Source organism: Mucilaginibacter sp., from assembly GCF_028288225.1.
Taxonomy (GTDB): domain Bacteria; phylum Bacteroidota; class Bacteroidia; order Sphingobacteriales; family Sphingobacteriaceae; genus Mucilaginibacter.
In genome coordinates this window covers 15,179-28,835 of sequence record NZ_JAQBOC010000085.1, presented here as the reverse complement: position 1 = coordinate 28,835, position 13,657 = coordinate 15,179, and the positions used below count along the sequence as shown (strand labels likewise).

Genomic DNA, 13,657 nt, shown 5'->3' with positions numbered 1-13,657 from the left:
CCCGCCGCTTATTAGCATGGCGTATACTTAGCACGTGAGGTGCTGAAATAAATTAGCATGACTTACTTTTTTATCCTGTAGATTTTTTTAGGATTTTACACCTGCCAACTCACTCTTCAAAATATCCAGCACCTGCGGTGTTACATTCCCAAAAAATGAAACCCCTGATGCTCCATTTTTTAACGCTAACCGGATTCCTTGCCTTATTTCGTCATCATTTTTAAAATCGGATAAATAAAGGCCTGCATACAGCGGGAAGGCGCCGGCTAAAAAGTGGATCCCTTCGGCAACGGCATCACCTATCCAACCTACATTTTCTTTATAAAAGCCATGATAGATCATCGGGCAAACACCATCAAGCTTAAAGTTGGTCCAGTCCTGCCTTACATTGCGGCGGGCAACTTCGGGGGTTGGGAAAACGGCAGCAGTAATTAATTTTTTATGCTGATGTGCTATAGCAGAGATACTGTTTACCACCCTGATGATATTGTTGTACCTGAACAAGCGCCATGATAAGCTCGCTTCCGGGAATTGGATCTCAGAAAGATCTGTTCCGTACTGCTCCTTAAATTTAGCCCTGCAAACCTCGCAATAGCAATAATCATACTCGGGCAGCTCTTTTGTTTGTTCAATTTTGTATTTATCCCACAAGTTTACCGGCAATACCACATCGCAGTAACGCACATAATCCAGGTGGATGCCGTCTACATAATCCTTATCCAGGATGTCATTTACCTGCTGTTCCAAATATTGCTGCACTTCAGGGCGCGACGGGCAAAGCCAGCGGTAGTAATTTACATAGGGTGGTTTATCAGCGCACGAGTCGCCGTTGCGGTTCTTGCTGTACCAATCAGGGTGAATGCTTACCAGTTCGGCACGGTTAAAGGTCCAGATCCAGCGGTGCGCTTCAAGACTATGAGCTTTAGCTGCACGGAAATGCCTTTCGCTATCCGCTTCAAAAAATATCCCGGTTATGCCGCCAGCCTTAAAAGCTGTATAACGGATATTAAGTTCATCATCAGTGTCTTTTTGGTTGGGGTTGGTCCACACCCAGTTTTTGAACTTTTTATGTTTTTTGATTGCCGTAATTTCTGCTGCCATACCTTTATAGGGTAAGGCTGATGCCGCGCCAACTACCAGGCCAGCTTTTAAAAACTCGCGTTTATTCATTGGGTTTGTTGTTTTAGTTTGCCAACCAGGCCGTCCTGGTCAATGGTGTAAGTTAAGTTATCTTTTTTATCAGTAATAAATGCCATAAACTGGTGCGGGGTAGCCTCCATTTTCAAGTCGCTCACATTGCCGGTTATAGTTACAATACCATTAATGCCAAGCTCCTTTAACGATTGTGAATAGCTGTTATGCTCTTTTAACCATTCTTTTTGCCGGTAATAAACCAGCCATAAATATTGCTTTTGTTGTTCGGGATAGGGCAAAACAAACGCAGCGTTAGTATCCGTGTTTTTAGTGAACTGCAAATAGCCCCAGCGTTCTGGGTAATGCATATTTACAATACCCTGGGCGCTCCAAACCCAATTATGCTCAGGCAGGTTATGGCCGTTATTATCTTTTAGCTTTTCATATTTGCCGTTAACCACTTTGGTATCCCACTCCACCCTCGAAAAGTTGAAGCGCCAAAAAGTGCCTTCTCCGGGCGCCGACCTTCTGTTACCAAAGCTCAGGGCTTTGAAGGGGATTGCTATTTCAACCGTCCACCCTTTATCTGTATCCGAAGGGTCATTCAGCGTACCCTGTATTTTAACAGCCGACCGCATTCCTTTAATATCCCAGCTGCTTATGGGCTTGCCCAGGTTGCGGTAAGGTTTGTTCAAAAACAGGTCGAAAACAGAATTTATGGCGTTCCATTCTATTTCAAAATACTCGTGGGTGGTGTTGCCAGGGTCGATAAAAACCTCTACATCATTATCCATAAAGATGATGTCATCACGTTTTTTCAGGGTAGCCCAAACATTCGGTTCCATAACCTTTACTGCCATGTAAAGGCAGGTATCGTCCCAAAGCATTTTTATGTTTGTTTGCAGTGGCGGATGAGGTTTAAGGTCGCCCTCAATATCTATAAAATCATCCGTCCATTTTGCCTGCTGCCACGCGGCATCGTTTATATCGCCATCAATTAACGGGGCGTTTTTTGTATAGCCTGCCACGTAACTTTTGGGGGTGGTAAATAAATGCTCAAGGCCCTTAAACTGCGGTTGTGCCATAGTACCTGATGTACCAAAAAGGATCAGCGCAGCAATAATTATTTTCAAATAGCAAACCTGTAAGTCCGTTTTCATATGCTTACCGGCTGCCAAGTTCAACAATGCGGTCAAACTCCTCCCGCTGAAGGCCCATTACAGATAAACGCCCCTGCCGAACCAAATGAATATTCTTTAAACTTTCATCGGCCTTTATTTCTTCAAGGGTAACCGGGGTTTTTAAAGATTCAACAGGTACAAGGTCTATTACTACCCAATTTGGGTCGCTGGTGGTTGGGTCCTGGTAAAATTCTTTGGCTACTTTGGCAATGCCTACCACTTCTTTACCCTCGTTGCTGTGGTAAAATAACACCAGGTCGCCCTCCTTCATTTCGCGTAAATTATTACGCGCCTGGTAGTTGCGAACACCATCCCAAAAGGTGCGGCCTTCTTTATTAAACTTTTCCCAACTGTATTTTTCCGGTTCCGATTTTACAAGCCAATACTGCATATTAAGGTTTTTGCCAAATGTAATTAATTTGGGGAAAATGAAGAGCGGGTTTGGGGCATTTGTGTGGTGATGTAGGGCAAATAATTTAAGTCTATAAATTAAACCTTTGGTAAACCTCAGGATTTTCACTTTCATTAATTGTTACTTTATTGTGTAATGACTAACCCTATTTCTCACTTTTTGGAAAACAAGAAGTCGCACTTAACCTATGCGAAAGCAAAATGCTTTATTTGCCCGATATTTTGCTTTAAACGAGCATTTCCTGCCTTTTAATTTTAAATAAAAAAGCGATAAAAATGTTAATTACTGTCCAAAACGACCTCTCTGGAAAGTGACTTATTTGCTGCTTGAAACAAACTTTTAACATATACGTTATGCTGAGAATTCGAAACTGTTGTATGAGCAAACGTATACTTGTACTTGAGGATGAAGTAAAGATCCTCGAACTTATGGAAATGATCCTTGAGGAAGAGGGGCATGAGGTGGTAGCCTTTAATCAATATGTGCCGGTGGATGATGTTATTGAGTTTGGCGCTCAGTTAATAGTTTTGGATATAAGGTTATCTAATGGGTATGGTCACTTGTTATGTAAAGATTTAAAAGCGAACCCATCTACATCAAAAATACCGGTGATATTAGTTTCCGGCGCTGACAACCTTGCAACAATAGCTGCTGAGTGCGGGGCTGATGCCTACCTGCAAAAACCTTTCGGGATAGAAGAACTGATTGCAATTGTTTCAGACACTATTAAGCAGTCAAAGATTAAACGGAACCCGCCTGCATAAGCAAACAAGGCATAAACGCCATGTTTAACGCCGCCCTAATTAGTAACCATTTATTTCAGCTGCATCTTTCTGATGGTGCTGGTGTTAAAATCGCTAAAATAAAGCGTGTTTTCATCTTTGGAAAGCGCCAGCTTAAAGGCAAAAATATCGGCACCGGAACCTACTCCATCCCTGCCATCGTGATAGGTCGGATTTGGTCCGGCCAAAAACTTGTGTACCCCGTCGGCAATGCATCTTATTTGCCCGGATTCTGCCAGGTATAATGTGCGGCTGTCTCTTGAGGAAACCATGCTATAGATCTCATGCAAATCTATGTCTTTATAAATCCGGCTAAAAACGCCTGCCGAGCTGAGCTTATATAGTTTGGTATGGTTTATCACCACATACTTTACACCGTTGTATCCCGGGTAAAAATCTAATATATCAAAAAAGGCCCTATCCTCTTCTTCTATTGAATTAACATTTAGGTTTAAAGGCGACGTGCCGATTGTACCGGTGGCATCGTTAATATAAAATTTCTTTAAGTAAGCCTTCTGCGTATATTGACCGTTAACCGTTTTCGAATCAACCTCGGCCATCCAAAAAAAGTTGCCTGACGGATCACGTTCCAGGTCGGGAGACAAAACGGCTTCAGGCGCATGGCCGGGTGTTAAAACAGAGCCGTCTGGCTTTACTATCCATACGAAGTGCGGTTCTTCAGCTATTATGTTCAGTGTGCCGTCTTTTGATACTCTTACAACATATGGCCCTGTAATTGACGAACCGTCGGCCGCCTTCGGAATATTTACTGTGGTTACCGAATTATTTGAAAGTAGGATCCTGCGTATTTTGTTATTATACCCATCGACCACATACAGGTACCCGTCATCCGACAAATCAAGTCCAAAAGGGCTGTTAAACAATGCTTGCTTACCAACGCCGTCTGCATCCCCGAAGTGAAATGGATTGCCGGCTATTGTGGTAATTTTAAGGCTTGTTGAACTGGCTGCCACTGCCAGCTGCGAACTTTGGTTTACTTCGTTTACCGGAGATATGATTTCACTTTTTTTACAGGACATGGCAACAATAATGCCGGCGAAAAACATTAGGGTATAGGTTAATTTTTTCATGATGGCTATGAATTGATTATTCAAATTTAGTTTTTGATAAAAGCCAAATTGCTTCGTTTTGCCAAATGTTACTTTTTTGTATAACTGTGATTTTTATTGCTCACTTTAAAAAATATCGACTTTAATCTGCGGAATTTGAATTTATAATAAAAATATCTATCTCATTATTAGTTAATTACATAATTATTAAAAAAATAAATAGAACTATGTATTGCATATTACTGTATTTAACATATATCTTTGTAACATATTAGCAAATCAAACAGTCTAATAAGAAACAAAACCACTAAACCAACAAAACAGGATCATTAACCTTAAACAACAATAAAATGAAAACAAGCTTTTTTATAGCCGCATTTTGCCTGGTGTCTTTGAGCATTTTCATAGGCTGGGTAAAATTTCAAAAAAATAATGGCGATGTATCTATCGCTGTAAAAGACACCGATGATGCCTATACCTACACCGCCTCATTTGATGAAGATTATACCGGCAAGGTGCAGAATTATATTAACCACAGCATTAAACCCAACAGCCTTTTCAAATCAACTCACGACTACTTTAATGTGACCACCACCCTTAAAGACGGAACAGATTTTTATATAAAGGAATCGCCGGGTGACCTGAAAATAGTCATTGATAAAAAGAAAAACTCCACGTCATCATACCTGCGTATTAAAAAAATGTGCGATGGCATAAGTAATGTTTTGAAGGGGAGGTAAGGGTAGAGATTAGAGTCTGGAGATCAGAGATTAGTTGGGAAAAGTCGGGAAGTCTGAAAGAAAAAATGTTCAAGTACACTAATTTAATAAATCACTAAATCACTAATTATAAAAAATCATGAAAAAAATCATCCTGACATTATCATTGCTGATAGGTTTAAGCGTGGTAAGCTTTGCACAATGCGATAAAAAAGTGGTGCTTAATTCTTCAAAAACAGATCATTTGGATGCCGCCGGTGCTGTAACCCGCACAAATGATGAAACAGCACAGGTCGAGATCAGCAAAACAACTATTGATATCAGCGTAAACGACGATCATAAAATGAACGGTACGATTACCGACAATACCTGTAACTGGACAGTGCCCTTTAAAGAAGGAAAGAGCGTTATCCACGCAAACATGAGTAATGACAATGGCGAAGAGAAAAAAGTAACCATAACCATTGAAGGTAAAGATGGTAAGGTTACCCTTTTGTTTGAAATGGAAGGCGAACCTGGTGACAGGGTGCGTGTAGGGATTGATAAGTTTGTGGAGAAGGCTTAACCACAAACAAGACTTGTTAATTAAGCCAACATTATAAATCAAACTAAAAAGCAATGAAAAAAATAGTATTAACCCTCACTTTACTGGCAGCTTTAAGCGTTGCCTGCTTTGCACAATGCGACAAACCTGTTGTGCTTAATTCGTCAAAAACCGACCATATCGATCCGGCCGGCGCTTTGATACGAACCGAGGACGAAGCAGTAGTAATAGAAATAAGCAAAACTGAGGTTAATGTTGCCGTAAATGGCGAGCACAAAATAACCGCTCTAATAAAATCAAATGCCTGTAACTGGAGTATGCCCTTTAAAGAAGGAAAAACGGTTATTCATGGTGTAGCCCAACGCGACGGACAAGACAAGCCTGTAACCCTAACCCTTGAAGGAAAAGACGGAAAAGTTACCCTTGTGTTTCAAATGGATGAAACGCCGGATGATAGGGTAAGAGTGGCGATTGATAAATTTGCAGAGAAGACCTGATCATTATAAAACATAAAAGATCATGAATCAATATATCAAAAAAACATTCCTGACCATTACTTTACTGGCAGGCTTATCCGCTGCAAGCATTGCCCAGTGCGATAAAAAAGTTGTGCTTACTTCATCAAAAACAGATCATTTAAATGCCGCCGGTGTTGTGACCCGAACAGTTGATGAGTCTGCAATGGTAGAAATAAGTAAAACCAGGGTTGATATTACCATAAATGACAACCATGAATGGGGCGGCACCATAAATGCTGATACCTGCAATTGGAAAGTGCCCTATAAAGAGGGAAAAACAGTTATTAAAGCCCTGTTGACAAACAATGATGGACAGGATAAAAATATAACCATAACTATTGAAGGCAAAGACGGAAAGGTCACCCTTTTATTCGAGATGGAGAGCATGCCGGATAACAGGATAAGAGTAGCCTCAGATAAGTTTGAAGAAAAGGCCTGACCGTGCTTTAAAAAAACTCACGAAGTTTTGAAAACTTAGTGAGTTTTTTATATCAAATAACCGTTACTGTTTATAAAGCTTAGCCTGGAATTTCCCTTCGGTAACAACGCCGTTAAGGCCATTCATGTCGGTACCGCTAAATGCAAATGTACCGGCAACTGTGGTATCAGTAAATGAAGTTATGGTAACTTTACCTGTTGTGCCAAGGTAAGTGTATTGAAAATCGGGCTTTACTGAGTAGGTCATTATGGCCTCGTCTTTGGCTACATCAAAGGTCCCCACTTTAACATTCTGAATCATTATTGATACGCCTTCAGTGCCAAATGCCCCCATTATTTGAAGTGACTTCTCACTAACAATATAATCGGCTACAGGCGCTGACGAGGTTTTTGCCGTGCCGTTAATTTTTAATGAAATGTTAATTGCATTTGTTGGCGAACTACCACTTTTTTTGCAGGAATTAAACGCTAAAATACAAAGGATAAGAAGAAATAATACTGGTTTTATTCGTTTCATGTTTAAGATTTAGAGTGTGCAAGATAGCGAAACTTTTAATATGCGCTCAATCAATTTTCAGTGCAAAATCTTAAACACCAATTCCTTCATCAATTCACCGTTACCGGTATTTGAATCAACACCTTTGCATTTCAGGTCATACTCACGCAGGTAGCTGATGATCTGCATGGTTTTACCGTAGTTATAACTGCGCGCAGCCTGCTCATAATCCTTTATAAAATATGGACTGATCCCCAGCTCCCTTGCCAGGTTTTGCGGTGATTTATCTTTAACGTAATGATAGGTAAGCACCTTGCTGAAAAAGTTATTTAAATTACCCAATACCAGCACTATAGGGTTGGCTTTCGGATTGGCTTCAAAATAGTTAATGATCTGGTTTGCCTTTAAAGCATCCTTTTTACCAAGAGCTGCCTGCAATTCAAACACATTGTATTCTTTGCTGATCCCTATATTATCATGAATATGTTTCAGTGTAATCTCCTGCCCTGCCTCTACATTCAGCATCAGTTTTTCAAGCTCGTTGGAGATCTTTGAAAGATCATTACCCAAATATTCAGCCAGCATTAATGAGGCCTGCTGGTTTATCTTATATCCTTTTTCAGCTATAAAACCTTCAATCCATGCAGGAATCTTGCTATCATACAAGGCAGCCGATTCAAAAATCACCCCGTTTTTTTCAATTGCCTTATATGTTTTTTTACGTTTATCAAACTTGCCGTACTTGTAGCAAAAAACAAGAATGGTGCTTGGCAGCGGATTCTCCAAATAGCTTAATAAGGGGTTCATCCCTTTTTTATCGGCATCGTCACTCCCCCATTTCATATCTTGTGCCTCTTTTATCAAAACCACCTGGTAATCGGCCATCATTGGGTAGCGTTTTGAGGCGTTAAGAACGGTCATTATATCGGTATCCTTACCATACAAAACGGTTTGGTTAAAGCCTTTTTCGGCTTCGGGCAAAAGCTTACGCTCTACATATTCGCCCACTAAGTCAATAAAATAAGGCTCCTCGCCATGCAGTAAATACAGGGGTTTATATTTTTTATTCTTAAGATCTTTAATAATATCGCTTGCCGTCATTTCAGTGTGCAAATTAAGGATTTTTGGTGAGTGGTTAAGTGGTGAGTAGTGAATAGTTAAAATACTATTATAAATCACCTGCCTGCACTCAACAACTCACTTAATCAACCACTCATTATTCACTAATTAAACATTAGGATTACACCTCTAAAATTTCCATTTTCGCATAATGGATCTGCTGCTGCCGCTCAACCTCCCTCCTTACCCTTTCAAAATAAACGACCTCAACGGCCAGTTAATGTTGTTTGATGTGATCAGGAAAAGGAATATTATAATTACCCCCGAAGAATGGGTGCGCCAGCATTTTGTACAATACCTCATCAACCAAAAGAAATATCCTAAAACATTAATAAAGCTTGAGGGCGGTCATAAACTGCACGGAATGGCTAAACGGACAGATATTGTGGTTTATAATTCGTCGGGAGAAAAAATATTGCTGGTTGAGTGCAAAGCACCCTCAATTATCATCGACCAAAAAACCTTCGACCAGGTGGCCAGGTATAATATGGTTCATAAAGTAAAGCTGCTTGCTGTTACTAATGGCCTGCAGCATTATTACTGCCGTATTGATTTTGTTAAACAGGATTATAAGTTTATTGAGGAATTGCCTTTTTACAATGAGCCATGAGCGGTAACAGCAAAAACCAGGTTTTGGATCTTTTCCATAAGTTCTTCGGGTTTAAACGGTTTTGATACATAATCATTCATCCCAGCATGTAAAACCTGTTCTTCAATATCCAGCAAAGCGGCTGCGGTTAAAGCTATAATAGGAATGTTTGCTTTCTTAGCATCAGGCAGCTTTCTGATCTCCATGGCGGCATCAAAGCCGTTCATAACCGGCATTTGCAGGTCCATTAAAATAATATCGAAATTACCCTTTTTAAAAACATCAATCGCCACCTCACCATTTTCAGCTATGGTAGGTACTATTTTCCATTTGGAAAGCAGCTTTTTCATCAGCAATACATTCACCGGGTTATCCTCGGCAATAAGCATCTTAAGGTTACTTAAAGCCCCTGTGTTTTGCAACAGGGGATGTTTTTCTCCGACCTCATTTATACTTGCCGATGATATAGCAAATTCCATATTAAATGAAAACTCAGAACCTTCGCCAACTTTGCTTGAAACATGCATCTGCAGTCCCTGTAATTCAAGCAAACGCTTTACAATAGCCAAACCCATACCTGTTCCGCCATACTGCCGCGTAGTAGTTATTGACTCTTGGGTAAAAGGCTCAAAAATACTCTGAAGGTTATTTTTATCAATACCAATACCCGTATCTTTTATAGTAAAGGTTACCCGTAATTTGTTATTACGGTCTTCGTAGCAAAAAGCCTTAACATAAATATTCCCCTCCCTGGTAAATTTTATTGCATTGCTTATCAGGTTAAATAATACCTGGGTTAACCGGGTAGGATCGCCTACAAGCACTCTGTTATTCAACGTTGGGTCAATTTTCAGTGTAAACGTAAGTCCTTTTTGTTCGGCCTTTATCTGTTGGGCTCCGCAAATATTTTGCAATAAATCAACAATGCTGAATTTGGTATGCTCAAATATTACCTTACCAGCCTCAATTTTATTAAAATCCAACACATCATTTACTATAGATTGCAGGTTATTTGCCGAGGATTTTAAAACGTTAAGGTTTTCTTTTTGATCCAGCCTCGGGTTAGCCATTATCATCAAATTACTCATCCCCACAATAGCATTCAAAGGCGTGCGGATCTCATGCGACATGGTTGCCAAAAATTCTGATTTTATTTGTGATGATTTTTCGGCTTTATCAATTGCCAACCCTAATTTATTATTGAGGATGGCTTGTTCCTGGCTGGTTTCTTCCAACTCTTTTATATTTTTAAAAAATGCGTTATAAAAGTGGCTGTGAATAAAAATTATAATTATAAAATTGGCAAACATGCTAATTATAATTGTTGCCTCGTCGATGCTTTCAGGTCTTAGCGGGATAAAGTAGTTTTCATTATACTCCAGCACATAAAATGCCATTACGGGTATAATGTTTAAAAGCGAATAAAATATCCCCCAGCCGTGCCCCAGCATATAATAGCTGAATATAACCACCAGCAATATTACCTGGATGGTTATAATATCAACTTTTTGTATAACAATAAAAACGTTGCTTAAATTAACAAGGGTTGCAATAAGAAGTAAAGTATGGGATATATAACGCCACTGCGGTTTATAGGTAAGATATTTAAATAAAACAGCCACGCACACTAATACAATGCCTGATATTTTGGTGAGTAAAGGCAAGTGCTGGAGGTAAACACTGAAAAATAAGCCGGCAACTGCAACAAATACTATGAAGAAGCCATAATATAATAAACGGATACGCGCCTGATCAAGAATGGACTGGTCGTTTGAAATTATATTTCGGATGGAAAAATTAAAAAAACCTGCGTCCTTGCTCATTAAATGTTGGCACTTAACTGTTAAAGTTGATTATAAAAATCAATAATAGCAAGGAGGCTAAAAAAACTTAGAACCCCCTGCTCACAATAATTTATCACAACCATACAGGCAATTAACAAGCCAAAGCCGATAAGTTCTCTTCCAGTATTTTTAGTTTGGCCTCAGCGTCGGCTTTTTTCTTTAACTCAACCTCAATTATGTCAGGCTTTGCGTTACTCATAAACCGTTCATTTCCTAACTTTGAGTTAACTGCTTTTAAAAATCCATTTAAATACTCTTTTTCTTTTTGCAGCTTTGCGCACTCAGCAACTGGGTCTATACTTTCGTTTAGCGGAACGTAAAACTCGTCTGTTGAGACCATAAAGCCGGCAGACTGGGCTATTTTATCGGTCGCAAAATCAAAGGTGCCGATGTTACCAAGTTTCGTAATAATTAATTCGTAATTCTTATAAGCAACTCCCGAATTTGCTTTAACCGAAAGTGCCAGTTTTTCTTTCGGCGATATTTGTTTTGCGTTACGAATATTACGCACTTGCGTAATTACCTGTTTTATCATTTCAATATCGTCAAGCAGATGTGTATTTATTTGCCCAAATTTTGGTAACTGGGCAATTATACAACAGTCAAGCTCAGGGCGCTCGCCAAACAGCTCATCATGCCACAGCTCTTCAGTAATAAATGGCATAAAAGGATGCAGGATCTTTAAAACGTCCTGGAAAAATGCAATGGTTTTATCATAGGTTTGCCTGTCAATAGGCTGCTGATAAACCGGCTTGATCATTTCCAGGTACCATGCGCAAAAATCGTCCCATACCAGCTTATAGGTGGTCATTAAAGCCTCTGAAAGACGGAATTGTTCAAAGTTGCTTTCAATTTCTGTTAAAGCCTGGTTAAACCTGCTCTCAAACCAATCAATAGCTACCTGGTTATCATTTTTTAAATTTTCATCAACTTCCCACCCTTTAATCAGTTTAAATGCGTTCCAGATCTTGTTGGCAAAATTACGGCCTTGCTCACAGTAGCTTTCATCAAACATTAAATCGTTACCTGCAGGCGAGCATAACAACATTCCTACTCTAACGCCATCAGCGCCAAACTTTTCAATCAGGCTAAGCGGATCAGGCGAATTACCTAATGATTTTGACATTTTACGGCCAAGCTTATCCCTAACTATCCCGGTAAGATAAACGTTTTTAAACGGCGCCTCCCCCCTAAACTCGTGCCCGGCCATTATCATCCTTGCAACCCAAAAGAAAAGGATCTCAGGAGCAGTAACCAAATCATTTGTTGGATAGTAATAGTTTACATCCGCGTTGTTTGGATCTTTAAAACCGTCAAATACCGAGATCGGCCATAACCATGAAGAGAACCATGTGTCTAAAACATCTTCATCCTGTTTTAAATCCGAAGTTGTAAGTCCTGAATTACTAGGCTCTGCTTTTGCAAGCTCAAGGGCTTCATCCGCAGTTTTAGCAATTACAAACTGTCCGTTTGGTAAATACCACGCAGGAATCTGCTGACCCCACCATAACTGGCGGCTTATATTCCAATCCCTTATGTTCTCCATCCAATGGCGGTACGTATTTATGAATTTATCAGGGATCAGTTTTATCTCGCCCTTCAATACATAATCAAGCGCCGGCTTCGCCATTTCTTCCATCTTGCAAAACCATTGCATAGACAGTCTTGGCTCAATTACCGCGTCTGTACGTTCCGAAAAACCTATCTGCGATTTATAGTCTTCAACTTTATCCAAATAGCCATCAGCTTCCAGCAAAACAACTATTTTTTTACGGGCAGCAAAACGATCCTCTCCCACCAGGATCTGTGCCTTTTCATTAAGTGTACCGTCGTCATTTAAAATATCAATAACCGGCAGGTTATGTTTCTGACCAAGCTCATAGTCATTCAGGTCATGCGCGGGTGTTACCTTCAAACAACCGGTGCCAAAGTCCATCGTTACATACTCATCCAAAATAACCGGGATCTCCCTGTTAATAAGCGGGATCAACACTTTTTTACCATGTAAATGCAAATATCGCTCATCATTAGGATTGATACAAATGGCCGCGTCAGCCATAATGGTCTCGGGGCGGGTAGTAGCGATGGTGAGGTAGTCCGAAGTCTTAAGTTCGGAGTCCAAAGTCGCATTTTGACTCGAGGCTTCAGACTGAGGGCTTGAGACTTTATATCGTATATAATACAATTTCTGATTTACTTCCTTACGGATAACCTCCTCATCAGATACTGCAGTTTTCCCCTGCGGATCCCAGTTTACCATGCGTACGCCACGGTATATAAGTCCTTTTTTATAGAGCTTAATAAAAGTATCAATTACAGCTTCCGACAGATCAGCCTCCATGGTGAACCGCGTACGATCCCAATCACATGATGCACCCAATTTTTTAAGCTGTTCAAGGATAATACCACCGTATTTTTCCTTCCATTCCCAGGCATATTCTAAAAATTCGGCACGGGTCAAATCCGTTTTACTGATCCCGCGCTCCTTAAGCATAGCAACCACTTTTGCTTCGGTAGCAATACTGGCGTGGTCAGTGCCGGGTACCCAGCAGGCGTTTTTGCCTTTCATGCGCGCGCGGCGGATCAGTACATCCTGTATGGTATTGTTCAACATATGGCCCATGTGCAGCACGCCGGTAACATTTGGCGGCGGAATTACAATTGTGTATGGCTCGCGTTCATCAGGCACCGATTTAAAAAAATCATGCTTTAACCAGTAACTGTACCACTTTTCTTCGGCTTCTTTGGGCAGGTATGTTTTAGAAATACTCATAGGCTGCAAATTTAATAATAGTTCATGGTTTTTTTAGA

General features: G+C 40.2%; 14 protein-coding genes. 6 read left to right on the top strand and 8 right to left on the bottom strand.

Translation table 11 applies throughout. The annotated features are described in order from the left end of the window. Nucleotides 1-87 precede the first annotated feature (87 nt). From JWQ54_RS25330 to JWQ54_RS25320, 3 genes are read right to left on the bottom strand one after another with little or no spacing between them, the layout of a single operon-like run. On the bottom strand, nt 88-1,170 hold the full coding sequence (locus JWQ54_RS25330) for a family 10 glycosylhydrolase (RefSeq protein WP_299590610.1): 1,083 nt from the start codon (nt 1,168-1,170) through the stop codon (nt 88-90). Further along, entirely contained in the window at nt 1,167-2,294 is a 1,128-nt protein-coding gene (locus JWQ54_RS25325) for a carbohydrate-binding family 9-like protein (protein WP_299590609.1), read from the bottom strand. Before JWQ54_RS25325 ends, JWQ54_RS25330 begins: the two co-directional genes overlap by 4 nt. Before the next feature lie 4 nt (nt 2,295-2,298). Then, nucleotides 2,299-2,706 carry an EVE domain-containing protein gene (locus JWQ54_RS25320; RefSeq protein WP_299590607.1) on the bottom strand — a complete coding sequence of 136 codons (408 nt, stop codon included), beginning with the start codon at nt 2,704-2,706 and terminating at the stop codon, nt 2,299-2,301. A 398-nt stretch (nt 2,707-3,104) separates the two neighbouring features. On the opposite strand from JWQ54_RS25320, the gene JWQ54_RS25315 reads away from it, so the two are divergent. Next, nucleotides 3,105-3,491 carry a response regulator gene (locus JWQ54_RS25315; RefSeq protein WP_299590605.1) on the top strand — a complete coding sequence of 129 codons (387 nt, stop codon included), beginning with the start codon at nt 3,105-3,107 and terminating at the stop codon, nt 3,489-3,491. A gap of 50 nt (nt 3,492-3,541) precedes the next feature. Here the strand turns inward: JWQ54_RS25315 and JWQ54_RS25310 are convergent, their stop codons facing one another. Then, on the bottom strand, nt 3,542-4,600 hold the full coding sequence (locus JWQ54_RS25310; RefSeq protein ID WP_299590603.1) for a hypothetical protein: 1,059 nt from the start codon (nt 4,598-4,600) through the stop codon (nt 3,542-3,544). A 329-nt stretch (nt 4,601-4,929) separates the two neighbouring features. Between JWQ54_RS25310 and JWQ54_RS25305 the strand changes: the two genes are divergently transcribed. The 4 genes from JWQ54_RS25305 (at nt 4,930) to JWQ54_RS25290 (ending at nt 6,799) form a co-directional block, all read left to right on the top strand. Then, entirely contained in the window at nt 4,930-5,319 is a 390-nt protein-coding gene (locus tag JWQ54_RS25305; protein WP_299590602.1) for a hypothetical protein, read from the top strand. 118 nt (nt 5,320-5,437) lie between these two features. Continuing rightward, the gene (locus tag JWQ54_RS25300) at nt 5,438-5,863 is read left to right on the top strand and encodes a hypothetical protein (RefSeq protein ID WP_299590601.1); all 426 of its coding nucleotides are present in this window, start codon (nt 5,438-5,440) and stop codon (nt 5,861-5,863) included. Between the two features lie 53 nt (nt 5,864-5,916). Continuing rightward, nucleotides 5,917-6,339 carry a hypothetical protein gene (locus JWQ54_RS25295; RefSeq protein WP_299590600.1) on the top strand — a complete coding sequence of 141 codons (423 nt, stop codon included), beginning with the start codon at nt 5,917-5,919 and terminating at the stop codon, nt 6,337-6,339. Between the two features lie 22 nt (nt 6,340-6,361). Continuing rightward, a complete protein-coding gene (locus tag JWQ54_RS25290) occupies nt 6,362-6,799 on the top strand; it encodes a hypothetical protein (RefSeq protein WP_299590598.1) in 438 nt (145 codons plus the stop codon). A gap of 63 nt (nt 6,800-6,862) precedes the next feature. Here JWQ54_RS25290 and JWQ54_RS25285 read toward each other — a convergent pair whose 3' ends face one another. Both JWQ54_RS25285 and holA read right to left on the bottom strand, forming a co-directional pair. Continuing rightward, a complete protein-coding gene (locus JWQ54_RS25285; protein WP_299590596.1) occupies nt 6,863-7,315 on the bottom strand; it encodes a DUF6252 family protein in 453 nt (150 codons plus the stop codon). A gap of 57 nt (nt 7,316-7,372) precedes the next feature. Then, nucleotides 7,373-8,395, bottom strand: a complete 1,023-nt coding sequence (holA, locus tag JWQ54_RS25280) for a DNA polymerase III subunit delta (RefSeq protein ID WP_299590594.1) — start codon at nt 8,393-8,395, stop codon at nt 7,373-7,375. A gap of 169 nt (nt 8,396-8,564) precedes the next feature. On the opposite strand from holA, the gene JWQ54_RS25275 reads away from it, so the two are divergent. Further along, nucleotides 8,565-9,023 carry a type I restriction enzyme HsdR N-terminal domain-containing protein gene (locus tag JWQ54_RS25275; protein ID WP_299590593.1) on the top strand — a complete coding sequence of 153 codons (459 nt, stop codon included), beginning with the start codon at nt 8,565-8,567 and terminating at the stop codon, nt 9,021-9,023. Here the strand turns inward: JWQ54_RS25275 and JWQ54_RS25270 are convergent. Together JWQ54_RS25270 and JWQ54_RS25265 are read right to left on the bottom strand one after the other, a co-directional pair. Continuing rightward, nucleotides 9,008-10,825: an ATP-binding protein gene (locus JWQ54_RS25270; protein WP_299590591.1), complete on the bottom strand. Its 1,818-nt coding sequence runs from the start codon at nt 10,823-10,825 to the stop codon at nt 9,008-9,010. The genes JWQ54_RS25275 and JWQ54_RS25270 overlap by 16 nt on opposite strands. 112 nt (nt 10,826-10,937) lie before the next feature. Continuing rightward, nucleotides 10,938-13,619 carry a valine--tRNA ligase gene (locus JWQ54_RS25265; protein WP_299590590.1) on the bottom strand — a complete coding sequence of 894 codons (2,682 nt, stop codon included), beginning with the start codon at nt 13,617-13,619 and terminating at the stop codon, nt 10,938-10,940. Between the last annotated feature and the right edge of the window lie 38 nt (nt 13,620-13,657).